This is a genomic window from Weizmannia sp. FSL W8-0676 (assembly GCF_038593015.1).
Taxonomy (GTDB): domain Bacteria; phylum Bacillota; class Bacilli; order Bacillales; family Bacillaceae_C; genus Weizmannia; species Weizmannia coagulans.
Map to the genome: position 1 here is coordinate 239,787 of NZ_CP151954.1, position 24,726 is coordinate 264,512.

The window sequence follows — 24,726 nt, forward strand, 5'->3', positions numbered from 1 at the left end:
GATTGGAATATAAAACCCTGTGCCAGGCAGGCTGCGCCTACTCCGTTTTTCCCTCTGCCGGAAAAGATTTATCGAGTGTTCTTTTTGAGTCTTTAAAATAAGCAGAAACAGATTGTTCCACGTTTTCTTCATTTCCGGTTAAAAGGCTGTTTACGATTTTCCGGTGTTTTTCAATGACCCATGCCAGATGGTCAGGGCCGTGGGCAAAAACATCTTCCGTTGTCACGAGGAGTACGGCCATGATCAAGGACTTCATGCCATTCCAAAGATTCAAGATCCGTTTATGGCCGGCATGGCGGATGATCCTGTCATGGAAAGAAAAATCGTAATAGGCGAAATCGCTGTGGTTCTCGTATTTTGCTGCAATCTTCATTTTATCGATCGTCTCGTTCAGGAACTGGATCAACTGTTCCTGTGGAGCAGCAGACACTCTTTGCTGCGCAAAAATCTCAATCATTTCACGTACATCGTACAGTTCATGAATATCTGCCAGCCCCATTCCCAATACGCGGGCGCCCATTCTTTCCAATTGAATAAGGCCGTCGTTGGCAAGAGCTTTCAATGCATCACGGACCGGCGAACGGCTCGTTCCGTATTTCCGGGCAATCTGGTTTTCGGAAATGATGTCGCCGGGTTTGATTTCATTTGTAAGGATCAGCAGGCGCAATTCATTTGCGATCTGCTCGCCAAGAGATGCATTTTTCATCCATTGTTCAGGGAACTGCAGCATATTCAAAACTCCCGTTCGTGTAAATTTGATCCCGAAAAGCCTGTCTCCATTTCAGGTAGCTTACTGGCCGGACCGGGTCACTGCATGCCCGCCAAATTCATTCCGGAGTGCGGCAACCACTTTGCCGGTAAAAGTATCTTTTTCAAGGGAACGGTACCGGTTCATTAAGGATAAGGCAATAACCGGTATGGATGCTTGTAAATCAAGTGCGGTTTCAACCGTCCATTTGCCTTCACCGGACGATGCCATGACCCCGCTGATTTCGTCGAGATGGGCGTCCTTCGAAAATGCATCTTCCAATAGTTCAACAAGCCAGCTGCGAATGACGGATCCGTGGTTCCATACCTTTGCAACAGCCTGGTTGTCGTAGTCATACGGGCTTTTTTCAAGAATTTCAAACCCTTCAGCCAATGCTTCCATCATGCCGTATTCAATGCCGTTATGCACCATTTTGAGGAAATGGCCGCTTCCCGGTTTTCCGGTGTATAAATATCCATCTTTTTCCGAAATTTTTTCAAAAAGGGGCTCCAACTGATCAAATACCGGCTTGTCTCCCCCGATCATCAGGCAGGCGCCATTCCGGGCTCCGCTGATTCCGCCGGACGTGCCGACATCAAGAAAATGGATGCCTTTGTTTTGAAGCAAAGTATAATGCCTGCATGAATCGGTATAATGAGAGTTGCCGCCGTCAATTACAATATCGCCGGCGCTGAGCAAGTTGCTGAGCTTGTTAATGGTTTCGTTTGTCGGTTCCCCGGACGGCACCATCACCCAAATTTTTCTAGGGGCTTCAAGATTTTGGACCAGCGCTTCCAATGAAGGAAAGCATTTTGCCCGTGAATCAAGGGATGACAACTGTGCGGTTGCATCTCTGGACGTGTCATACGCCTTTACATCCACTTGGTGATCCAGCATGTTGAGTGATAAATTCATACCCATTTTTCCAAGTCCAACGATCCCGATTTCCATAAGAGATCCTCCTCTTCATAAGATTGTAAGATTAGTATACTTGTCGACAAGTATAATCGTGAGCGCTTTCTTTTTTGTGAAAAAGTAAAGTGTTTTCGTTTTCAAGCCCATGATAGTCCAATGCGCATTTGTTGTCAAGGAAGAGAATATATTCCTATTTTTTCCACTTATCTGCATAGATGTGCACGCCGATCCGGCATGGGCGGTATCTAAACCGGATCAGATATCCAAAGAGGGTATACCAGGAAGAAGCCTCAAACGGCTTAGAGGTAAAAAGGAAGGTTTTTAAGCTGTTTGAAGCTTCTATTCTTTGATTCTTTCTTATCTGTTCTCATCTTAAGTAGAAGCTTAATATGCCAATAACCCAGAGGAATAGTATTATTCCTATAATTGAAAATAAAGTAATTTTTGTGCTTCTTTTCATGGTTCAGTCCCCTTATTATGAACACTTTTTACTGATCCACACATTCGCCCGTCCATCTTTTTCATCGCATTTTCACCGGTTCATCCATATTTATTATGCAAACAATAAGAAAATCCCTTTAAAAAATGCCCTTTTTTTGCAGAAAAGTAAAATGTTTTTGCTTTCAAATCTTTCATTGTCCAAGAGAGAAGTGCCGCCGATCCGGCATGGGAATTTTTAGACTGGGCCGTAACTAAAACTTGATGCAGATCAAATGCAGATTTTCACAATTGATATAGAATAAAGGGAGGGGGAATTCAAGAGATCGGAGTGAAAAAAGATGAAGACGATCATTGTGTATTCAACCATGACAGGTACAACAGAATTTATGGCAGAACAAATTGCGGCAGCCCTGACAGAAGCGGGTTATGCCGTTGATATAGCAGAGTCAACCAATACATCGCCGCACGAGCTTGCCGGTTATGATCTGATTTTGATCGGCGCAAATACCTGGGATGAGGGTGATCTTTGGGATGAGATGATCGATTTTTATGAGGAGCTACCGGAAGTTGATTTAACCGGCAAAAAAGGGGCGGTGTTTGGCGCCGGCGACTCTTTTTACGAGCATTTCGCCACCGCGGTGGATACGATGGAGGAAGCATTGAAAAAGCAGGGGTGCGAGCTGCTGTTGGACGGGTTAAAAGTAGATGTCGTCCCGGATGAAGAAATCGAAACCGCCTGTAAAGATTTTGCCCGGAAACTTGATTTGCGCTGCCGCGAGCTGGGGCTGGTGCAGCAATGAACACCGTTATCCTGCACAAGCTTTCCCTTTTGCCGGAAGAGCCGGGATGCTATTTGATGAAAAGCCGGGAAGGGGAAATCATTTATGTTGGAAAGGCAAAAAAGCTGAAAAACCGGGTACGCTCTTATTTTACCGGTTCCCATAATGTGAAAACAACGCAGCTTGCCGGAGAGATTTCTGATCTGGAGTGGATCGTCACAGCGACCAACAAGGAGGCTTTGGTGCTGGAAATGAATCTGATTAAGCAGTACCGGCCGAAATACAACATGATGCTAAAAGATGATAAAAGCTACCCCTTTATCAAAATTACGGATGAACAGCACCCCCAGCTCATTTTAACGCGCGAGGCAGGGCGTGATAAAGGGAAATATTTCGGCCCGTTTCCGAATGCCCGGGCGGCAGCGGAGACAAAAAAAGTACTGGACAGGCTTTATCCGCTTAGGCGCTGTCCGGAATCAAGCACCCGCCCCTGCCTGTATTACCAGCTTGGGCTGTGCATTGGCACCTGTGCAAGGGAAGTGGGTGAAGAAGAATACAAGGAACAAATCCGCAAAATTGTCCGTTTTTTCCACGGCGGTTACCGGGAAGTTTTAAAAGACATGAAAAAAGAAATGAACCAGGCAGCAACTCAGCTTGATTTTGAAAAAGCGGAACAACTGAAGGAACAAATTATGCAAATTGAAGTGACCATGGAACATCAAAATATCGTGTTAAACGACCCGATAAGCCGGGATATATTCGGCTTTGCTGTGCAAGGCGGATTGATGTGCGTCCATGTTTTTTATATGCGTGATGGCAGGATTATGGAGAGGGAGGTTATGTTCAGGCCGATCGGAAGCAAGGAGCCGGGAAGGGCATTTCTTGGCTTTTTACAGCATTTTTATGGCAATGGGGGCAATGCGTTGCCAAAGGAAATGCTCCTTCCGGCAGCAGTTGGGAAGGAAGCGGCCGAAATGTGCATTTCCGCCCGTATCGTGCATCCGAAACGCGGGCAGAAAAAAGAAATGGTGCAGCTTGCAACTAAAAATGCGCGCATTGCGCTGGAAGAAAAGGTCTCGTTAATGGAACTTGAAACGGTGTAGGCTGCCGCATAATTTCATAACAATACCGGCAAAAGAATGCGTACCACAGTGCCTTTGCCAGGTTCGCTTTTGACATTGATAGAGCCCCGTGCAGTTCCACGAGCTGTTTTGTGATCGCCACACATCATCTATACCGCAGCCGGGGCAATTTGTCTGTAAAGCGTTTTCCGGGTAAAATGGCATGAGAAGCTAAGCCATCATCCAATGAACATAGCGCTTGGGCAAAATCAAATCCTTTTTTAGGGGGGCTCGTCATATGGAGTGCCGTCATCATATCCATGGTTCCCATCCCGGGCATGGTTGTAACAGCCATGCGGGATGCATACGGCTTGTGCCGATTTTCAACCATCTGGAAGAAGAACAGATGGCGAAAATCGGGGCGTCTGTTGAAACGCTGGCATTACAAAAAGGGGAAATGCTTTTCCGGGCAGGGGAAAGAGATGATACGCTGTATATTATCCATACCGGAAAAGTGAGGATTTACCGGTTGGCTGATTCGGGAAAGGAGCAGCTTGTCCGCATATTAAACCCGGGTGATTTTACCGGCGAGCTGGCTGTTTTTCAACCGGGGGAAATTCATGAAAATTATGCAGAGGCCCTGCAGGATTCGACCATCTGCAGGATGAAACAGAAGGATCTTCAAGCCTATTTGCTGGCATATCCCCAAATCGCTTTAAAAATTTTAACGGAAATCACGAAGCGTTTGGAAGAATCGGAAAAACAAACGGCCCGGGTAGCGGTCGAAAACGTGGAATCCAGAATCATCTCCTTCTTAGCCAGTTGTGTGGAACGAAGCGGCGCGGATGATACAGTGATTGCCTTGCCAATGTCTAAAAAAGATTTGGCTTCTTACCTGGGAACAACCCCCGAAACCATCAGCCGAAAGTTTACAAACCTGGAAAAACAGGGATTAATAGAACAGCTGCCAAATAAGAAAATCAAAATTCCTGATTTGGACGGGCTGTTATTGTATGCAGATGAAGCAACATCAGCCGGCGGGCACCATTAAAAAGCACTGAACAAAATAAACAAGCGGCGGGAAACCACTATAATGGCGGCCCGCCGCTTTTTGTGCGCCCGACATTTTGTTTGCAAACTTTTTCAATGGCCCGGCCTGCAGAGTATATTTAAATCCAAAATCTTGACAAAGGTCAATGATGAAAGCAAGGGGCTCTTTTAAAATAATCGTATAACAGGTGAGGGGGAGTCCTAATGTTAGAACAAATCCATCAACATAAGTATCATCTGGCATGGATCGCCGGCGTTTTGATCGTTCTTGGTTTATTGATGAAATGGTTGGGCTTTTACGCCTGGAGGGATGGTTTTTTGATGGCAGCAACCGTTGCTGCTGCCCTTCCCATCGCCATCAAAGCCTGGCAAGCGGCCAGGATGAAAACGTTCAGTATTGAGTTGCTCGTTACGGTGGCGGTTGCAGGCGCCTTCCTGATCCACGAATATATGGAATCCGCAGCTGTCACTTTCCTGTTTCTGTTCGGCGATTATTTAGAAGCCAGGACATTAAAAAAAACCCGTTCATCTTTAAAGCAATTGGCGGATATGGCCCCGCAGGAAGCGATCTTGCTTCAAGAAGACGGAACCCGCAAAAAAACGGCTGCAGATCGCGTCCGGGCAGGAAACAAGCTGGTAGTCCTCCCGGGCGGCAAAATACCGGTTGACGGGACCATTGCAAAGGGCCGGGCATTCGTGAATGAATCAGCGGTTACCGGGGAACCGGCCCCCGTCATGAAAAAAGAAAACGATCCTGTTTTTAGCGGCTCGATTTTGGATACCGGCTATATCGAAATGATCGCTGAAAAAGTCGGGGATGACACAACGTTTGCAAAGATGATTGAACTGGTGGAAGAAGCCCAGGATGCAAAATCAAAAACCGAACGTTTTCTCGACCGGTTTGCCAACTATTACACACCGGCGATTGTCATCCTTGCACTTGCTGTGTTTGTTTTTACCCGTGATTTTCACAAGGCGATTACCTTCCTGGTCATTGCCTGCCCGGGTGCGCTTGTGATTGGCGCTCCCGTGTCAAATGTAGCGGGGATTGGAAACGGCGCGAAACACGGTGCGCTGATCAAAGGCGGCGATGTGATGGAAAAACTCGCAAAAGTGGATACGCTCGTATTTGATAAAACCGGCACGCTGACAAAAGGAAAGCCGGAAGTCACGGATGTGCACCTGTTTGGCAAAAGGCGCGAAGAGGAAGTGCTCGGGCTTGTAGCCAAGGCGGAAACCGTCTCTGAACACCCGCTCGGCCAAACGATTGTGAAAGAAGCTGAAGCAAGAGGCATCCCGTTTAACCGGTACCACTTGCAGGAAGGCGAAGCGATAAAAGGGAAAGGAATTGCGGCAACCATTGACGGCATCGCCGTTACAGCGGGGAACCGCAAATGGATGGACGCACAAGGCATCGCTATTTCTCCATCAGCGGACAGTTACGCAACCGATCGTGAAAAAATGGGGAATACGGCTATTTTTATTGCAGCCAATGGAAAGTTAGAAGCCATTCTGTCCATCGCCGACCAAATCCGTGAAGATGCCCGGGCTGCCTTGGAGGATATGCGTGCTGCCGGGATCAAAAGGATCGTCATGTTAACGGGCGATAACCGCCATACCGCCCGGGCCGTCGCCAGCCAATTGGGCATTGATGCCTTTTATGCAGAGCTGCTTCCGGATGAAAAAGTGGAGTATGTGAAGAAACTGAAAGAGGGAGGAGCGGTTGTGGCGATGGCAGGAGACGGCATGAATGATGCCCCTGCGATTGCAACTGCAGATATCGGGCTTGCCATGGGGAAAGGCGGAACGGATATCTCTATCGAAACGGCTGATATCGTTTTGATGGCAGACAAGCTTTCCCAATATGCCCATGCCTTTGTCCTTTCGAAAAAAACGATGCGGAATATGAAACAGAATATAGCAGTGGCATTGGCGGTCGTCGTATTTTTGCTTGTTGGGGTTCTCCGGGGGCAGGTAGACCTTGCAGCCGGCATGTTTGTCCATGAAGGCAGCGTTTTAGCTGTTATTCTCAATGCGATGCGGTTGATCGGGTTTGCACCAAAAGGCGGACGGCAGAAGTTCAAGATCAGCAAAATGGGCGAACTTGATGGAGATCAATTACGGAAACCGGTGCGGCATGTAAAATAAAAACAAAAGGAGGGAAACGGAATGAAAAAAGCCGTGATGCAATTAGAAACGTTAACCTGTCCGTCTTGTATGAAAAAAATAGAAGGCGCGCTGGACAAAGTGGAAGGCGTGGAAAATGTGAAAGTACTTTTCAACGCCAGCAAGGCAAAAGTAGATTTCGACGAGGCAAAGGTTTCAACAGATGAGTTGAAAGAAATCGTTGAAAAAACAGGCTATCAAGTTCAAGCAGTAAAGACGAATTAAAGGTGAAAAGGTTGAGGCCGGTTGCTGGTCCCAACCTTTTCTTTTTTTGCAACCTGAAAGACGTATACGAACCAGCCCAGAAAGGTCGCGGTTGTTGGATCAACTTTTTCATTTTTTGCAACTGCTGCTTGAAAGGGGCGGGAATAACGGGCTAATCTGGAACGCCTCTATAACGTAGATGGGCTCTATGTGAAGGAAGGGCCTCATTTTTGCGTGCTTTCTTAACATAGCCGAGTCAAGTCCAGGTTATTGTGTAAATTTATGGGCAAATGTTTTCAACCACCCCTTCATTTTTTCGGCTTAACTTCCATGGATTTTTTTCTTCATCTCCGGGAAGGGATGTCAAATGCCTTTCAATTTGACATCCCTTCCCGGAGATGAAATCATCCATGATGGAAGTTAAGCTGAAAATGCTGCTAACTATTCTTTCCCATAAGTGACTTCCTCTTCGAGTATTCTGTATCTTGATACTGCATTAAAACGGCACCAACCAAACGAAAAGCAGATTGGGTATTAGGAAAAATGCGAATGACCCTTTCCCTTCTACGAACCTCTTGGTTAAGCCGCTCGAGGGAATTAGTACTCCGTATGTGCATACGGATATTCTCAGGAAAGTTCATGTATTGGATAGTATCTTCAAAACCTTCATCTAAAATGGCCAGGGCTTTTTCAAATCTTGCTTCTGTACCAAATTTGTTTATTAATTCATCTTTAAACTTGCGTATGTCCTCAATCGTAACGGCCTCAAACACGCGCTTAATCATCACCCGGATTTCTGCAGTATCTTTTTTGGGCAGTTTTTCAATGATATTGCGTTTAAAATGAACATTGCACCTTTGCCAAGCAGTGCCAATGAATTCCCGTTGTATTGCTTTCTGAAGGCCCATGTGAGCATCGGAAATAACGAGTTTTGGTGATTGGAGTCCACGTGATTTAAGTTGTTTAAAAAATGAACTCCAACTCTCCAAACTTTCTGCATGGTCAACGCTTAAACCCAGTATTTCACGTGTATTCTTCTCTGTAATGGCAGTCGCAATATAAACAGCCTTTGATACGACCTTATGGTGCTCCCGTACTTTTATATACATGGCGTCCACAAACACATAAGGGTAGTAGGTTGTATTCAACGGTCTCTCGGCCCAAGCATTCACAATGGGATCCAGTTTTTGCGTAAGGGAAGAGACAAACGACTTGGATACATTCTTACCGCAAAGCTGTTCTACGACATTTGTGACCTTACGGGTAGAGACGCCATTGATGACCATCTCCAACATAGAAAGGACGAAAGCTTGGTCACATCTGGCATACTTTTCAAATAAGGTAGTTGAGAATTCGCCATTACGTGTCCGGGGAACTTTTAATGTAACATTGCCGATGCTCATCAACAGCTCGCGTTCATAGTAACCGTTCCGGTAATCCCGGCGTTCAACAGCGCGTTCATAAGGGCTCGTTTTTAAATAGTCATCCCTTTCCTTTTCCATAAACTCGTTTAACACGAGGACAACCGCTGATTTAATTACCGCGTCAAGATCGGAAGTCATGATGGCTTCTTTTAAAACATCCAAATTTAGGTTAAACTGTAAGTGAGTCATTTTATCTCCTCTTTTCATTGTTTATTGTTGTTGAAAACAGTGTTGCCAAGAGTTGATAAAATGACTCCTTCTTTTTACACAATTATACGGACTTAATCCATAGCCGGGCTCTATGTGAAGGAAGGGCCTCATTTTTGCGTGCTTTCTTAACGTAGGCGGGTTCTACGTGAAGGAAGGCCTTCGTTATTGCGTGCTTTCTTAACGTAGCCGGGCTCTATGTGAAGGAAGGCCTTCGTTATTGCGTGCTTTCTTAACGTAGCCGGGCTCTATGTGAAGAAAGGTCCTCGTTTCTGCATGCTTTCTTAACGTAGCCGCCCTCTATGTGAAGGAAGACCTCCGTTTTTTCAAGCTTCCTTAACATAGACGCGTCCTATGTGAAGGAAGATCTTCGTTATTCCGCGCTTCCTTAACGTAGATGGGCTCTATGTAAAGGAAGCCCGTGAATTTTCCGCGCTTTCTTAACGTAGCCGGGCTCTATGTGAAGAAAGGTCCTCGTTTCTGCATGCTTTCTTAACGTAGCCGCCCTCTATGTGAGGGAAGACCTCCGCTTTTTCAAGCTTCCTTGACATAAACGCGTCCTATGTGAAGCCAGCAGCCCACATTTTCACCAGTGCTTTACGAAGAGCGCCCCTATGAGAAGAAAACGCTTAAAATTTTTGCCATTGTGCTTCTGGTTTTTTGCAATGCCATGTGTGGAGGGGAAATTTAATGGGTAAAGTCAAACCGATGTATTGTACCTGCCACCTTAATCGTCTAAAATGGATAACGGACTGTGAAAATATCGGGGGGCCATCTATTCTATGGCTCAGAAAAAAGGCGAAGAAGGCTGGCCCGTATCCGGCATCTTTTTACGGACAAACTTGGCACATATTCAACGAAACTGAGGATTGATATCTTTTGTCGAATATGGTAGGATAACAACATATAGAAATTCTTAAACAAAAAAATACTAAATATAGTATGCGAGTATTGGTGGCTTTGAAATGCCTGAAAAGGGAATCCGGTGGGAAACCGGAGCTGCCCCCGCAACTGTCAGTGTGGACGAAAGAGCGAACCACTGTACCGGCTGCTTTTTTTGGCGGCGGTATGGGAAGGGCTTCATTAGAATGAAACACAAGCCAGGAGACCTGCCAATACTTGAAGTTTCTATTCTTCGGGGTGCGGGAACGGGAAACGGCGGAACAGATGATCACGGATGCTGTTTTTCTGCCGTTTTTGCCGTTCATCCCCCTGAAATGAACGGCTTTTTTGCGTTCAAAAAAGGGAGGGGAAAACGTGATATCTATTCAACTGGAATCAAAAGAAATGATTTTGCAGCTCATTGATCAAATGTCCGCAGGCCTGGAGATTGAAACCGGCGCTTATAAGGAAAAGATTTTAAAATTATGGGACCCGGACGCCACTTTGGCGGAAAAAACAGATCTGCTTATTAAACATGCCCTTGAAAATATCGATGAAGCAGGTGCGGCATGGACATTCTTTGCAGCAAGAATTTACTTACATAAGCTTTATGCCGAAGCCGCCAAAAACCGGCATTATGATCCAGCCCTCAAGTACGGGCCTTTCTATGATTTGCTCAGGCAGCTGGCAGAAAAGGGCATTTATTCTCCAAAACTGCTTGACAAATATACAAAGCAGGAAATCGAAACGCTCGGCCGCATAATCGACCCGGAGAAGGATTTGCTTTTTACGTATCCCGGCCTCTATACGCTCGTAACCCGTTATCTGGCAAGTGATTTTGAAAAGCATGTCTATGAACTGCCGCAAGAGCGCTGGATGGTGATTGCGATGTACCTGATGCAGGATGAACAGCAGGAAACCCGGATGGAACATGTGAAGGAAGCGTACTGGGCGCTCAGCAATCTGTACATGACGGTCGCAACCCCGACGCTCGCGAATGCGGGCAAAACGCATGGCCAGCTCTCGAGTTGTTTCATTGATACAGTGGCGGACAGCCTGCAATCAATCTATGACAGTAACACCGACATCGCCCAGCTTTCGAAAAACGGCGGTGGGATCGGCGTGTATATGGGAAAAATCCGTGGACGGGGAAGCGCCATTAAAGGTTTCCCGGGCATGTCGAGCGGTGTGGTGCCGTGGATCAAACAACTGAACAACACGGCAGTGAGCGTTGACCAGCTTGGGACAAGAAAAGGCGCCATTACCGTCTACCTCGATGTGTGGCACCGCGACATTGAAGATTTTCTCGATTTGAAGTTAAATAACGGCGATGACCGGCTCCGTGCCCGCGATATTTATACGGGCGTGTGCATCCCGGATTATTTTATGGAACAGGTGGAAAAGCGCGGGGACTGGTATGTTTTTGATCCGCATGAAGTAAAAGAAGTCATGGGGTTTGCCCTTGAAGATTTTTACGATGAAGAGAAGGGAAAAGGGAGCTGGCGTGAAAAATATGAGGCGTGCATCCATGCCGATCTCCGTTCGAAAAGGAAAGTACCGGCAATCGAGATTATGAAGCGCATCATGAGATCGCAACTTGAAACCGGAGCGCCGTTTATGTTTTACCGCGATGAAGTGAACCGGCAAAACCCGAACAGCCACAAAGGGATCATTTACTGCTCCAATTTATGCACGGAAATTGCCCAGAACCAGTCCCCGACTGAGCTGATTGAAGAATGGATCGAAGAAGAAAATGTGATCGTAAAGAAATACCGTTCCGGGGATTATGTCGTTTGTAACTTGAGTTCTATCAATCTTGGGAAAGCTGTCCCGGACGGGGTGCTCGAACGGCTTATCCGCATCCAGGTCCGCATGCTCGATCATGTGATTGATGTCAATACGTTGCCCATTAAACAAGTGCAAATTACGAACAAGAAGTACCGTGCGGTCGGGCTTGGCACATTTGGTTGGCATCATTTGCTGGCACTTGAGGGAATTGAATGGGAAACAGAAGCGGCCGTCGAATATGCGGATAAACTGTATGAAAATATTGCCTACTATGCGATTAAAAGCAGCATGGAATTAGCCAGGGAAAAAGGCAGCTATCCGGCATTTCCAGGCAGCAAGTGGAGCACCGGCGCTTATTTTACCGGCAAAGGCTACACAAGTGAACGCTGGTTGGCGCTTGCTGAAGAAGTGAAAAAATACGGCTTGCGGAACGGATATTTAATGGCGGTTGCACCGAATGCGACCACTTCGATTATTGCCGGCTCGACAGCAAGCATTGACCCGGTTTTCCAGCCTTATTATATGGAAGAAAAAAAGGATTACAGATTTCCGGTTACAGCGCCTGATTTAGACCACCGGACGTACAACATTTACCGCCGTTCGGCTTATAAACTTGACCAAAGATGGTCCGTCCGGCAGAATGCGGCAAGGCAAAAACATATTGACCAGAGCATCTCTTTCAATTTTTATGTGCCGTACAATATCCGTGCGCAAGTGTTGCTTGATCTTCATCTGCAGGCTTGGAAGTCCGGCTTGAAAACGACCTATTATGTGCGCTCGACCTCCAATGAAGTGGAGGAATGCGAGTGGTGCCAAAGTTGAAAGTGCTGATTGCGTACTTATCCTATAGCGGCAATACAAAAGAAACGGCGGAACTGCTGGCATCCTGGTGCAAGGCGCGCGGGATGGCGGTGGACATGCACGAAATTGGCATTTCCCCGCCGTTTTCGCCGCGCGACTATGATTTGATCCTGGTCGGGACTTTCACATGGGAACGGGGCGCCACGCCAGAAGAAGTGAAGGATTTTGTTCTGGAAATTGGATGGAAACCTCCCAATGTCGCTGTGTTCGGAACGGGGGAAACGCAATTTGGCGGTGATGATTTATTCTGCCTGGCCGCCCGCAAACTTGCGAAGTTTTACAACAGCCCATGGGAACCGTTAAAAATTGAACAGTCTCCGAGGGGAAGCCAGGAAAAAGAAGTGGAAAAATGGATAGAAGGAGTGCTGGAAGATGTCAAACGCTTTGCTGGAAAAAGCGAAAACGTTGGATCCGGTTCACCCGAATAAAGCGACTGCCTTATTCGGAGGAAAATCAAGCGGGATTTTAAACTGGAATGATCTTGCTTATCCGCACTGGTACAAGACGTATAAAAGATTGTTGGGAAATTACTGGCAATCAGATGAAGTGAATATGTCAACAGATGTGAAACAATTCCCGTTGTTATCGGAAAAAGAGCAGGAAACGTTTTTGAAAATCATCAGCCTGCTGGCAACGCTCGATTCTTCACAAACGAGGACGATTTTGCTTGCTTCACTGTATGCGACCGATCCGTCCGTCCAATCGATTTTGGCGGTGATTGCCCAGCAGGAAGCTGTCCACAATGAGAGTTATTCTTATATTTTATCGTCCGTCGTGTCCCTTGATAAACAAAATGAAGCGTTTGAAATTGGGCGAAAAGATCCGGTGCTGCTAAAGCGGAACAAAAAGCTGATGGAGCAATACAATGCGTTTGCCCAGCAGCCGGATGTGGAAGATATTGTGAAAACACTCGTATATTCGACATTGCTGGAAGGCTTGTTCTTTTATTCCGGCTTTGCTTTCTTTTATAATCTGGCGCGGCAAAACAAAATGGTCGGCACATCGACGATGATCAGTTATATTAACCGCGATGAGCTGGAACACGGGCGCTTTATTTCGGAACTGATCCGCGCGGTGCTTTCCGAACATCCGGAATTGAACACGCCGGCCTTTTCCGATTGGGTGTATGCCCGGTTCCGCGAGTCCGTTGACTTGGAAACAGAGTGGTCGGAATACGTGCTCCGGGACGTGGAAGGGATCGATCTTGAAGAAATGGCCGGTTTTATCAAATACCGTGCCAATAAAATGCTGCGCATGATCGGATTAAGCGAGCTGTACCCGGAACATGCTGAAAATCCAATGAAATGGATCCGCGCCTATGCTGATAATTTTGATGCAACCAAAACGGATTTCTTTGAACAAAAGTCCCGTTCTTATACAAAAGTGAGCGATTTGAACGGATTTGACGAGCTGTAATCTGCCTTTAGACGCCCATGCTGCAGTGAACGCGGCACCAGAGCCGGCGTATATTTTCGGGATAGAACATCATTTGCAGCACGGTGAAAACCAATTTTGGAAAGAAAACGGCAAAAACAGACCTGATGGCCTTGGCAAAAAAGCGGGAGTAATTCCCGCTTTTTTGTATGCCATTACATGGTGAAATCCCTTTCCTTTTTCAAACGCATGAGCGCTTTTTTATTTTTCCACAGCAGGATGACAAAGTTGCCCAGCCAGATCCATAAGAGAAAAGAAGGGAATCTTCGAAAAATAAGAAAGAGGGACAGCAGCAGGAATCCGGTTGCCGTTTGCAGGCTGTCTTCACTGCTGGTTGTTTTTTTGCCTTTTTTCACCACCTTCGCCAGGACATAAAAGCATGCAAGAATAACTGCATAAGTGAGGGATATGCGAAATTTGGTCAATGCGCTCCATACACCGAAGCTTACGGCAAGGCCTTTTCCGCCGTTTCCTTTTAAAAAAGGGGAAAAGGCATGCCCGGCAATCGGCGCCAGGGCAATGGGAATCAATGCCTTATGCGATGGGGCCGCCCCGGATTTTATGATCAGCCAAACCGGAAGAAACCCTTTGCCGAAGTCACCCGCAATGCCAAGCAACCCGTATTTGTAACCGGCTTTTTTCCAAAGGTTAGCTGCACCGGGATTTCCATCTTCAGTTTCGCGAATATTGATGTTCAATAACAGGCCGATCCAGTAAGAAAACATCAGCGAACCCGAAAGAAAACAAAGTGCTGACAATAAAAAAGTCATTTGTTTTGCCCCCTTCCCACATCAATGTATCTGCCTTTCCAAAGCACTTTTTTACGAAAATGGGACTGATAAAGGGAATACAGGATGATGGTCAGGAAAAAAATCATGGATAAAAAGTGAAACAAAGGTTGCAGGATGCCAAAGTTTCCCGCATGCCGGTTAAAATAATAGATTTGGGCGGCATACAGCAAATAGCCTGCCACAAAGTAAGGGATGCCGGAAAAGCAGCCGAGCTCGGATATGAGCAGGCCAAGAATCCAGAAAACGACAGCCGCAATTGTAAAAGGATGGATGGCTGATGTGCTTAACACCGCCCCTTTTGCAAATCCTTGCAACTCCTGCCTGAAACCGCCGGGATACATGCGGAAGAAGACGAGCCCGCTTCCGGTAAAATTGGTGACCGGAATGCCGGCCTGTTGAAAACGGGCGCCTAAGTTCAGATCGTCCAGCATTTCAGCGCGGATATTCCCATGCCCGCCAATTTTGTCATAATCTTCTTTTGATACACAAATACAGGCACCGTAAAGCCCTTTTTGCCGGTTGAAGCGTTCAAACGGCGAGGTGAATGAGAAAATCCCGAGCAGGTTCAGAACCATTGCCAGTTTCTCATAAAATTTTTCGGTATGATGGTACGGAACGACAGAGATGGCGCCCCCCTGCTGTTTTTGTGCTGTAACAAGAGAGCTGATGGCGTGTTCAGCAAGGCGGATGTCGGCATCGAGAAAGATAAGCAGATCCCCGGTGGATTTCACGTAACCGTTCCAGGCGGCCCACGTTTTTCCGGTCCAGCCATCCGGAAGATCAGGCGCAGAAACGACGGTGACACCGAATTTTTCTGCTGTTTCTTTTGTTTTGTCTTCGGAATGGTCGTCCACCACAATGATTTCACCGGGTTTGGTTGTTTGCTTGTTTAAAGAATCCAACAGGGCAGGCAGGATGTTTTCTTCATTTCTTGCCGGAATAATAACGGATATCTTTTCCCGCCCGGCTGTGCCGTGTGCTTGCGGTAAAGGACGCTTGCGGAAAAGGACGAATCCCGTCAGCAGGCCGCATAAAATAAACCAGTATAAAATGGCAGGCATTTTCACCACTTCCTGTTCTGCTGTATAGAGTGAACGTAGGGTAAATTTGTATGGCAAAGCAGTTAAGATCAATTTTGTATCTCTATTTTACATCAGGGCTTCCCGGAAGGAAAAAGTTAGCATGCAAATAGAATGATGGTTTTGCGTCTGCCCCTCCTGTTCCGAGGGAATGGCAGATGAAATTTGAAAAAATGGTGTGCCCGCCACTTGAAAAACGAACGTTTGTCCTTTATAATAAAACTGAAAAATAAGAAAAGGAGTGTGGCCATTGGAACTGGTCATGGAAAAACATGCCGGTTATCACGTGCATGACCGTTTGTTTAAGGAGCTGATCCAAAACTTTTTTCAGGAGTTTATGGATGCCTTTTTCCCGGATCTTTCAGCGGATCTCGACTACCGCCGGGTGCGGTTTTTGTCGCAGGAACAGTTTACGGACTTTCCGGGCGGTGAGCAAAAACGGGTTGATATCCTTGCCGAAACGAAGGTAAAAGGGGAAGACACCGTGATTCTCATCCATGTAGAGCCGCAGTCGTATTACGAGAAGCCCTTTCCTGAACGCATGTTTCGTTATTACATGATGATCAGTCTGCGGCACCGGAAACCGGTATTGCCGATTGCCGTTTTCAGTTATGAGGAGAAAACAGAGACCCCTGATACGTACACCTTTGCGTTCCACAACATTGAAATTCTTCGTTTTCACTATTTATCCATTCATCTGATGAAACAAAATTGGAGAAATTATATCCGCAGCAACAACCCTGTTGCCGCGGCATTATTAAGCAAAATGGGGTATACAGAAACAGAACGGGTGCAGGTCAAACTGGAGTTTCTGCGGATGCTGGCCCGGATGGAACTCGACCCTGCAAAAATGAGGCTGTTACACGGTTTCTTTGATTATTATTTAAAATTGAACGAAAAAGAGGAGGCGGAAGTAATGGAAAACATTAAAATGCTGGATCCGAACGAAGCAGAGCAAGTATTGAAGCTGCCGAATTCCTATTTTGACCGCGGGTATAAGAAGGGGAAAGAGGAAGGCAGAGAAGAAGGAAGGGAAGAAGAAAGAAAAGAATTGCTACAAACGATTCCAATTGCCATCAAAATGTTGCAGGAGGGTATGGAGCTTCAATTAATTGTGGAAAAAACTGGCCTGAGCCGGACAGAAGTGGAAAAAATAAAACAGCAGCTGGAAAATTTATAAGAAAAAAAGATTTTCACCGGACATCTGGTTGCCGGTGTTTTTTATAACGCAAAACTTTCTAAAAATACAGCTGTTAAAATTTCGTGCAAAATGTATTATAATTTTAAATAGAATAAAAAAGGGGTGAGGAAATGGAGGAAAGTGTTACAAAGGCAGTTCAGGATTACTATCCCGATTCATTTGCAACTTGTTACGGCTGCGGGCGGCTGAATGAAAAAGGCCATCATTTTCGCACGGGCTGGCTGGGGGACAAAACCATCACGATTTATACGCCGCTTCCTGGATATATGGGGGGAATTCCAGGGTTTGCCTACGGAGGGATCGTAGCATCGCTGATTGACTGCCATAGCGCCGGTTCCGCATCGTTGTATGTGCTCCGGAAAAACGGCAACGAACTTGGCGACGGGACAGAGCCGCCACGGTTTGTAACCGGCACATTAAAAGTGGAATATAAACACCCTACCCCGCTTGGTGTGCCGCTTAAGGCAATAGGAACCGTTACCGAGATTCATCCGAAAAAGTACCGGATCAACACAGAAGTATTTGCGGAAGATAAAGTGGTCGTAACAGGGGAAGTTATCATGGTCATGATGCCGGAAAAATTCAGGGAGAAAGTAAAACAGCAGTAAAGCCTAGCGCGGCATTGGTCCTTGAAAGATGCGCCGGGTAAAAACAATCAAGCAGCATGGAAAGCATCTTCCGGGCAACCGGCACGGATGCGGACCGCCATTTCCACAAGACAGCCAAACAGAATAGAAAGATGGGGAATAGATTGGAAAAAGTTGTACAGCAACTTGCAACAGAAGCGCATACACTACGAGCGAAAGGAATCGCGCTTGTTTTATCAGGCGCGGTACTATGGGGTGTATCCGGTACGATTGCGCAATATTTGTTCCAGCATTTGCAAATGGATATGCAATGGCTCACGGTCATGCGGCTGCTTGTATCCGGCCTGCTCTTGCTCGGATTTTGTTACGGAAGAGAAAGAAATCGTGTCACAGGGGTATGGAAAGACCCGGCTTCACGGAGAGATCTGATTTTTTTTGCGGTTTTCGGCATGCTCGGCGTCCAATACACCTATTTTGCCGCTATCCGGTACGGCAATGCAGCAACAGCAACCATTTTGCAAAGCCTCGAGTGTGTCATTGTGCCATGTTTTCTGGCCGTCCGATTCAGGAGAATGCCTGGTCGGCGTACGTTATTTGCCGTCTTTCTTGCAGTTGCCGGAACATTTTTGCTTGTCACACACGGCAGTTTTACGACGCTGTCCATTTCGGGAAAAGCACTTTTCTGGGGTATTTTAACGGCTTTGACCGCTGCTTTTTACACGCTCCAGCCAATTAAGCTTCTCCATCAATGGGGTGCGGACGTAACTGTCGGTTGGGGGATGCTGATCGGGGGCGCGGTCTTAAGTTTCATCCATCCGCCGTGGCATGCAGCTGGGAACTTTTCTCCGGCCGCGGTGCCGGGGATTGCTTTTGTCATTTTATTTGGAACGCTGGTTGCCTTTCTTTGCTATTTGGAAGGGCTGAAATATTTAAGTGCATCAGAAACAACCGTACTTGCCACAGCAGAGCCGCTTTCCGCCGCATTTTTAACTGTGGTGTGGCTCCATGTTCCGCTCGGCTTTTTTGACTGGGCCGGTGCGCTGATGATTATCAGCACCATTTTCATTTTGGCGTTAAAAGGAAAACATGCATAACACCGCGTGGCGGTCATGATACCAGCTTCAGCCCGACCGCTGCGCCTAAAATCATCGTGATAAAAACAATTCTCCGCCAGTCTCTTGATTCTCCAAAAAATAACATGCCGACAATTGCGCCCCCTGCTGCACCGATTCCTGTCCAGACGGCGTAGGCCGTGCCCATCGGCAGTGTCCGCATCGCAAACGACATAAACAAAAAACTGCCGCCGAAAGCAAGCACCATGAGTAGCACAGACGACAGATTGCGGCGGCGGTTTACCATATTCATGGCGGCTACGCCGAGCATTTCGCATAACCCTGCAATGAGTAAAGAAGCCCAAGCCATCAAGAATCAGCCTCCCCGCTGCTTTTTTCATTTTCCACCATCCTCAAGCCAACAATGCCCGCCAGCAGAATGAGAATCAAAATGATTTTTATCAAACTAAACGGTTCGCCGAAAAATACGATTCCGAAGAAAACCGTTCCGGCTGTGCCAAGCCCGACAAAAACGGCATACACCGTTCCGACCGGCAAATTCTTGCTTGCCGCAATGAGTGCGTAAAAGCTGGCGGTAATGGCAATCAGCGTACCCATCCATTCCAGCAAGTTATCTGCATGTTTCAACCCGATGACCCAAAAGACTTCGAAAAAAGCCCCAACGAGCACAATGAGCCAGGATTTATTCATTTCAAACACCTCCCATAAAAAATCCCGGCGAGCTGCGCAAAAAGCATCCCCCGGGTTTTGATCCCTCTGTACCATGGCAAAAACGTGATCCTTCATCTTTGTCAGCCGAAAAGAAACGCATGTACATAATCATATGTATTTTTCGCCAGCAGCAAAAATGTGACGGCAATGAACAGGGCGCGCACATAGCTGCTCCCCTTTTTAATCGCAAACCGCGAGCCGATGATGGAACCGGCGATTTGCCCGAGGCCCATCGGAATCCCATAGGCATAATGGACCTGCCCTAAAAAGATAAACATAAGGAGGGCCGAAATATTGCTGCCAAAATTTAAAAACTTCGCGTTCCCGGCTGCTTTTAAAAAGTCAAACCCGATCATGAGGTAGGCAAACATTAAAAAGGAACCGGTGCCCGGGCCGAGAAATCCGTCGTAAAAACCGATCAGAAAAATGAGCGCTGTAAACAAAATCAGCCGGCTGGCGGATAACTTTTTATACGCCATGATTTTTCCCCAGTCTTTCTTCGTCACCGTATAGATGCCGACTGCGGCAAGCATGATCAGCATCAATGGTTTTAATACATCCGGATCAATCAGATGGACGGTGTACGCGCCGAGCATCGAACCGAAAAACGTGAGCGGAAACATTTTATAAATGGAAGATAGATCCAGTTTTCCGGAACGATAAAATACAAATGTGCTTGTAAATGATCCCATTGTTCCCGCAAGTTTGTTGGTGGCAACCGCTGCAGACGGCGAAAGCCCGGTAAACAGTAGGGCAGGCAGGGCAATCAGGCCGCCCCCGCCGACAACAGAATCAATAAAAGCTGCACAAAACCCAAAACCGACCAACAGTGCCAACATGGATGGATCAAGCCCGAATATCATTAAATCAGCCTTCCTTTTTTATCACTGTTGTTATCGTAGCGAAAAATTTAAAAATTGTAAATATCTTTCCACCCCGGGCATGTGCAAATTTTGCCAATGGATGGAATAAGGGGGCTTCCATGTTGCCTCACGATTATGCTGTCCGCATCAACAGAAAAATAAAATACGGTGCGCCGAGGATTGAAATGACAATCCCGACCGGCAGTTCCATTGAAGGCATCACGACTCTCCCGACTGTATCGGCCAGCAGCAAAATGTTTGCGCCAATCAGCGCCGTTAAAGGCAGGGAAAATTCATGCTTTGTCCCCATGATCCCGCGGGCAATGTGGGGCGCGATCAGGCCGAGAAACGTAATGCCGCCCCCGACCGCTACACAGCACCCGGCCAGCCCGACCGCGGTCCCGAGAAGTTTCAGCCTTTCTTTTTCAAGCGGCACCCCGAGCCCTGTGATTACCGGCTCTTCCAGGCGCATAATATTCAAGTAACGGGCTTTGTATACCGCAAATGGAAGCAGAACAACCATCCAGGCCAAAGTGACAAGGACATAATCCCAGTTTGTCGCCCAAATGCTTCCAGATATCCAGGTCAGCGTTTTTGTGAAATCCTGGGGGTCCATTTTCATTTGCAGGACTGTTGTTGCCGCATTAAAAGCCGCATTTAAACCAATCCCTGTCAGGACAAGACGAGCGGGCGCCACGCTTCCGCCTTTTTTGGCAAGCAAATAGACAAGGACCGCCGAAAAAAAGGCGCCGGTTAATGCAAAAAACGGCATGACAAAAACAGAAACTACCCCGGAAAGAAAGGCCGTGCCTTTAAAAAAGAATGTATATAATACTACGGAAAAGCTTGCCCCTGCATTCACGCCGATTATGCCGGGATCTGCAAGCGGGTTTCTGGAAATGCTCTGGAGAATGCCGCCTGAAACGGCAATTCCGGCGCCAATTAGCATCGCGAGCACGATCCGGGGCAGACGGAATTCAAACAGGGTCATCCGCTGGTTGCCAACATCACTGCCGAAAAAGGCAGACCATATTTGCGGGAACGGAATATTCATTGTGCCTGTCCGGATGCTGGCAAAAAAGAGGACGGCCAGCAAAACAAGCAGGACAGCGCAAAGCATGCTGAATTTCCGTTTGCCGGTTGAAAGGTTTCCCACTATAATCCGCCCCCTTCTTTTCGTGCCAAATAGAGAAAGAACGGGACGCCGATGATTGCAGTCACTGCGCCTACCGGTGTTTCAAAAGGGGCGTTGATCATTTTTGCGGCATCATCGGCAATGATCAACAAAAGGGCGCCGAGAATCGCCGAACAAGGGATGATCAGGCTGTAATCCGACCCGACAAGGAAGCGGGTAATGTGCGGGATGACCAATCCGACAAACCCGATCATCCCGGCAATGGATACGGCCGCCCCTGTCAGCAAAAGAACTGCCACAATGCCTGCTATATAAACAAATACCGTGTTCTGGCCGAGCCCTTTTGCGATTTCTTCCCCGAGGCTTAAAATGGTGACGGCGCGCGAGATGGCAACGGCGATGATGATGCCAGCAATGATGGCCGGAATGACATATTTGAGCTGGCTGGATTGCACACCGCTCACGCCGCCTGCATACCAGTAGCTCAAATCTTTTGATATGTTGAAACGAAGCCCGATCGCCGTAGATAAGGCGCTAAGCAGAGAAGCAACAGCCGATCCGGCAAGCGCCAGCTTCACAGTGGTGTTCCCGCCCCTGGATAAAGCTGTGATTGAAAAAACGAGGGCCGCCCCCAAACCGGCTCCGGCAAAAGATACGAAAACCAGGCTCCGGTAAGAAATGCCCGGAAAAAAAGCATAGGCAACCGCCATGAGAAAAAGGGATCCCGAAGTTACCCCCAAAATAGACGGGGATGCGAGCGGATTTCGCGTCATTCCCTGCATGACCGAACCGGAAACAGCCAGCCCGGCACCGACGCACAGAGCGGCAATGGCACGCGGCAGCCGCAATTCATGGATAATGACATGGGCCGGGTTGTTTGCATCATAAAAAAACAAACTTTTCCATACCGTTGTATAGTTGATATTCGATGCACCCAATTGAATGGAACCTGCGACGGCAAGAATGATAAAAATCCACCCGAAGCCGAGGATAAAATAAGCCAGTCGTTTTTTATACGGTTGATCCTGCCCGCGGTGTGCCGCTTTACTTGTGTGCGGTTTTGCCATCCCAGACTTCCTTCCTTCTCTTTCGATACGGTTAAAAAAATTTTTTTCAAAAAGAAAAAAGATTGACAGAATGAAAAATTTTCGCTTTAATTGATGTTGATAATCATTATCATTTATCTGTCTACAATATTTTATCATAATGCCAGGGGGATGAAAATGTCTTACAATCTAAAATTAAAAAAGATTTTCCAAATATGCGGGATTGTCTTTCTGTCCGTTGCCCTCGCTGCCTGCGGGAACAGCCAGTCCGGAAGTGGAAACGGAAACAAACCTGCCGGCGATTCAAAAACCCGGACGGTAACAGACGCGATGGGACATAAAGTAAAAGTGCCGGCTCATCCGAAACGCGTCATTGCGACTTATTTGGAAGACCATCTTGTTGCACTCGGGGTGAAGCCTGTCGCACAATGGAGTGTCAGCAATGGCATTCAGGAATATTTGCAGGACGATTTACTGAAAGGGGTACCGGCTATTTCTTACGACTTGCCTTATGAACAAGTGCAAAAATTCAAGCCGGATTTAATCCTGATTGATGATGCCAGCATGGTGGAAGGCGGGAAGTATGAACAATACAGCAAAATCGCTCCGACCTTTGTCGTAAGCAAAAAGCAAAACAGTGACTGGAGAAAAGAACTGCTTACTGTTGGGAAAGTGTTGAACAAAGAAGCAAAGGCAAAACAAGTGCTCGCAGATTATGAAAAAACAGCCAAGAAAGCAAAAGCACAACTAGCGAAAAACGGCAAAGCGCCTTCTGCCGCTGCAATCTGGCTTGTGAACAATAAATTCTTTATCGTATCGAAAAATGTATCAAGCGGAGACGTCCTATACAATGATTTGGGCTTGAAGGTGCCGGCTGTTGTAAATGAAATTTCTGCAAAAGCAACCAGCAACTGGAATGCCATCTCGCTTGAAAAATTAACCGAGCTGGATGCAGACTATATTTTTCTAATTAACAGCGATAAAACCCACGCAACAGAGCTGGACAATGCATTATGGAAAAGCATTCCTGCCGTCAAGAAACACCATGTAGCTGAATTTTCTGCTAATACCGGCTGGCTTTACTCTGGCGCGATTGCAAACAAAGAGATGATCCGGGATGTGTTAAAAACGATCAAATAATCCTTTTCGCGGCCTGCCGTCCATGTTGCATGAACGGCTTTGGCCGCTGGAAGAATATATTGGTTTGGGATCGGTGCGGACATGAGGGAAGAAAACCTTCATTCAAACTGGAAAGGCCCAAAAAAGGAGAGCCTTTCCTTCGGAGGAAAATTTTAAAAAATTAGAAAAGTGGGCAGCGGGAATGCTTAAATTGTGGAAAAACCTGGAGATTACCGGCGAAAAGTCGATTTGACACCCATTTAAAAACCTTATAGAATAAAAATGATATTAAGAATCATTTTCATTTAATGATAGATTCATAGGAGGAACTGAGATGCCAAAGCTTTGTGCAGAAAATTTAAAAGTTGCCTATGGAGATCATGAAATTATTAAAAACTTAAATTTAAATATACCAGCCGGAAAAATGACGGCGATCATCGGCCCGAACGGATGCGGCAAATCCACTTTGTTAAAGGCATTGGCACGTATCCTCTTTCCGAAAAACGGGGCCGTTTATTTGGATGGAAAAGAGCTAGCGAAAGAATCAACAAAGAAAATTGCGCAAAAGCTTGCGATTTTGCCCCAGTCTCCGAGTGTGCCGGAAGGACTGACAGTGTCAGAACTTGTATCTTATGGCAGGTATCCGCACCAAAAAAGGTTTGGAAAACTGAATCGTGAAGACTGGAAAGCAATTTACAGGGCCCTTGAAATGACGGGAACGGAAGAATTGAAAGACCGCCCTGTGGATGCGCTTTCGGGCGGACAACGGCAGCGGGTCTGGATTGCGCTTGCACTTGCGCAGGATACCGAAATGATTTTACTGGATGAACCGACAACCTATCTGGACTTGTCACATCAGCTGGAAGTGCTCGAACTTTTGCAGGAACTGAACAGAATGGAGCACCGCACGATCGTGATGGTGCTGCACGATTTAAACCAGGCCGCCCGTTTTGCGGACCATATCGTTGCCATGAAAGATGGCGAAATCCTTTACGAGGGGAGCCCCGAAGCTGTGGTGACAGCGGAAATGATGCGGGAATGTTTCGGATTGGATGCCCAAATTGCGCTTGATCCGAGGTGCAAAAAACCGGTTTGCCTTTCCTATGACTTGATTAAACCGTATAAAGAAGTACATGCACAAATGGCATAGCCACTTTCTTT

The 24,726-nt window shown here is 46.9% G+C and carries 23 protein-coding genes and 1 riboswitch; of the genes, 13 read left to right on the forward strand and 10 right to left on the reverse strand.

Annotated features, from left to right (window positions below; genetic code table 11):
- Window positions 1-37: 37 nt before the first annotated feature.
- Both NST20_RS01250 and gnd read right to left on the reverse strand, forming a co-directional pair.
- Entirely contained in the window at window positions 38-730 is a 693-nt protein-coding gene (locus NST20_RS01250) for a GntR family transcriptional regulator (protein WP_026683779.1), read from the reverse strand.
- A gap of 60 nt (window positions 731-790) precedes the next feature.
- On the reverse strand, window positions 791-1,699 hold the full coding sequence (gnd, locus tag NST20_RS01255; protein ID WP_342399883.1) for a phosphogluconate dehydrogenase (NAD(+)-dependent, decarboxylating): 909 nt from the start codon (window positions 1,697-1,699) through the stop codon (window positions 791-793).
- Window positions 1,700-2,442: 743 nt separating this feature from the next.
- Between gnd and NST20_RS01260 the strand changes: the two genes are divergently transcribed.
- The 5 genes from NST20_RS01260 to NST20_RS01280 all read left to right on the forward strand — a co-directional run bounded on the left by NST20_RS01260 (window position 2,443) and on the right by NST20_RS01280 (window position 7,385).
- Window positions 2,443-2,904 (forward strand): flavodoxin, encoded by a 462-nt coding sequence (locus tag NST20_RS01260; protein ID WP_013858171.1) that lies wholly within the window; start codon window positions 2,443-2,445, stop codon window positions 2,902-2,904.
- The gene (gene uvrC / locus NST20_RS01265; protein WP_328192339.1) at window positions 2,901-3,986 is read left to right on the forward strand and encodes an excinuclease ABC subunit UvrC; all 1,086 of its coding nucleotides are present in this window, start codon (window positions 2,901-2,903) and stop codon (window positions 3,984-3,986) included. The genes NST20_RS01260 and uvrC overlap by 4 nt, the downstream gene beginning before the upstream one ends.
- 256 nt (window positions 3,987-4,242) lie before the next feature.
- Window positions 4,243-4,995, forward strand: a complete 753-nt coding sequence (locus tag NST20_RS01270; RefSeq protein WP_019721065.1) for a Crp/Fnr family transcriptional regulator — start codon at window positions 4,243-4,245, stop codon at window positions 4,993-4,995.
- Between the two features lie 203 nt (window positions 4,996-5,198).
- Complete coding sequence (locus NST20_RS01275; RefSeq protein ID WP_342399884.1) at window positions 5,199-7,142, forward strand: cation-translocating P-type ATPase; 1,944 nt, start codon at window positions 5,199-5,201, stop codon at window positions 7,140-7,142.
- 21 nt (window positions 7,143-7,163) lie between these two features.
- Entirely contained in the window at window positions 7,164-7,385 is a 222-nt protein-coding gene (locus NST20_RS01280) for a heavy-metal-associated domain-containing protein (protein ID WP_017553182.1), read from the forward strand.
- 416 nt (window positions 7,386-7,801) lie between these two features.
- Here NST20_RS01280 and NST20_RS01285 read toward each other — a convergent pair whose 3' ends face one another.
- Window positions 7,802-8,977, reverse strand: coding sequence for an IS256 family transposase (locus NST20_RS01285; protein ID WP_104851116.1), 1,176 nt, complete (start codon window positions 8,975-8,977; stop codon window positions 7,802-7,804).
- Between the two features lie 953 nt (window positions 8,978-9,930).
- A riboswitch (cobalamin riboswitch) is annotated at window positions 9,931-10,127 on the forward strand.
- 125 nt (window positions 10,128-10,252) lie between these two features.
- On the opposite strand from NST20_RS01285, the gene NST20_RS01290 reads away from it, so the two are divergent.
- From NST20_RS01290 to NST20_RS01300, 3 genes are read left to right on the forward strand one after another with little or no spacing between them, the layout of a single operon-like run.
- Window positions 10,253-12,487, forward strand: coding sequence for a ribonucleoside-diphosphate reductase subunit alpha (locus NST20_RS01290; protein ID WP_342399885.1), 2,235 nt, complete (start codon window positions 10,253-10,255; stop codon window positions 12,485-12,487).
- A complete protein-coding gene (locus NST20_RS01295) occupies window positions 12,472-12,954 on the forward strand; it encodes a flavodoxin (RefSeq protein WP_342399886.1) in 483 nt (160 codons plus the stop codon). The genes NST20_RS01290 and NST20_RS01295 overlap by 16 nt, the downstream gene beginning before the upstream one ends.
- Window positions 12,899-13,942, forward strand: coding sequence for a ribonucleotide-diphosphate reductase subunit beta (locus NST20_RS01300; protein WP_342399887.1), 1,044 nt, complete (start codon window positions 12,899-12,901; stop codon window positions 13,940-13,942). Before NST20_RS01295 ends, NST20_RS01300 begins: the two co-directional genes overlap by 56 nt.
- Window positions 13,943-14,115: 173 nt before the next feature.
- Here the strand turns inward: NST20_RS01300 and NST20_RS01305 are convergent, their stop codons facing one another.
- A complete protein-coding gene (locus NST20_RS01305; protein ID WP_019721073.1) occupies window positions 14,116-14,730 on the reverse strand; it encodes a glycerol-3-phosphate acyltransferase in 615 nt (204 codons plus the stop codon).
- A complete protein-coding gene (locus tag NST20_RS01310; RefSeq protein WP_342399888.1) occupies window positions 14,727-15,812 on the reverse strand; it encodes a glycosyltransferase family 2 protein in 1,086 nt (361 codons plus the stop codon). Before NST20_RS01310 ends, NST20_RS01305 begins: the two co-directional genes overlap by 4 nt.
- A gap of 268 nt (window positions 15,813-16,080) precedes the next feature.
- Here NST20_RS01310 and NST20_RS01315 point away from each other — a divergent pair, with 268 nt between their 5' ends.
- The 3 genes from NST20_RS01315 to NST20_RS01325 all read left to right on the forward strand — a co-directional run bounded on the left by NST20_RS01315 (window position 16,081) and on the right by NST20_RS01325 (window position 18,712).
- Window positions 16,081-17,010, forward strand: a complete 930-nt coding sequence (locus tag NST20_RS01315; RefSeq protein ID WP_342399889.1) for a DUF4351 domain-containing protein — start codon at window positions 16,081-16,083, stop codon at window positions 17,008-17,010.
- Window positions 17,011-17,141: 131 nt separating this feature from the next.
- Entirely contained in the window at window positions 17,142-17,639 is a 498-nt protein-coding gene (locus NST20_RS01320) for a PaaI family thioesterase (protein WP_342399890.1), read from the forward strand.
- A gap of 131 nt (window positions 17,640-17,770) precedes the next feature.
- Complete coding sequence (locus NST20_RS01325; RefSeq protein ID WP_342399891.1) at window positions 17,771-18,712, forward strand: EamA family transporter; 942 nt, start codon at window positions 17,771-17,773, stop codon at window positions 18,710-18,712.
- Window positions 18,713-18,725: 13 nt separating this feature from the next.
- Here NST20_RS01325 and NST20_RS01330 read toward each other — a convergent pair whose 3' ends face one another.
- The 5 genes from NST20_RS01330 to NST20_RS01350 form a co-directional block, all read right to left on the reverse strand.
- Window positions 18,726-19,040 carry a multidrug efflux SMR transporter gene (locus NST20_RS01330; RefSeq protein ID WP_342400393.1) on the reverse strand — a complete coding sequence of 105 codons (315 nt, stop codon included), beginning with the start codon at window positions 19,038-19,040 and terminating at the stop codon, window positions 18,726-18,728.
- Window positions 19,040-19,381, reverse strand: coding sequence for a multidrug efflux SMR transporter (locus NST20_RS01335; protein WP_029141274.1), 342 nt, complete (start codon window positions 19,379-19,381; stop codon window positions 19,040-19,042). The genes NST20_RS01330 and NST20_RS01335 overlap by 1 nt, the downstream gene beginning before the upstream one ends.
- Before the next feature lie 101 nt (window positions 19,382-19,482).
- The gene (locus NST20_RS01340) at window positions 19,483-20,265 is read right to left on the reverse strand and encodes a TSUP family transporter (RefSeq protein ID WP_017554321.1); all 783 of its coding nucleotides are present in this window, start codon (window positions 20,263-20,265) and stop codon (window positions 19,483-19,485) included.
- A 133-nt stretch (window positions 20,266-20,398) separates the two neighbouring features.
- Window positions 20,399-21,421 carry an iron ABC transporter permease gene (locus NST20_RS01345; RefSeq protein ID WP_340703257.1) on the reverse strand — a complete coding sequence of 341 codons (1,023 nt, stop codon included), beginning with the start codon at window positions 21,419-21,421 and terminating at the stop codon, window positions 20,399-20,401.
- Window positions 21,421-22,467, reverse strand: a complete 1,047-nt coding sequence (locus tag NST20_RS01350) for an iron ABC transporter permease (protein ID WP_061574565.1) — start codon at window positions 22,465-22,467, stop codon at window positions 21,421-21,423. Before NST20_RS01350 ends, NST20_RS01345 begins: the two co-directional genes overlap by 1 nt.
- Window positions 22,468-22,623: 156 nt before the next feature.
- On the opposite strand from NST20_RS01350, the gene NST20_RS01355 reads away from it, so the two are divergent.
- A complete protein-coding gene (locus tag NST20_RS01355; protein ID WP_342399892.1) occupies window positions 22,624-23,586 on the forward strand; it encodes an ABC transporter substrate-binding protein in 963 nt (320 codons plus the stop codon).
- Between the two features lie 313 nt (window positions 23,587-23,899).
- On the forward strand, window positions 23,900-24,715 hold the full coding sequence (locus NST20_RS01360) for an ABC transporter ATP-binding protein (RefSeq protein ID WP_046721514.1): 816 nt from the start codon (window positions 23,900-23,902) through the stop codon (window positions 24,713-24,715).
- The last annotated feature ends 11 nt before the right edge of the window (window positions 24,716-24,726 follow it).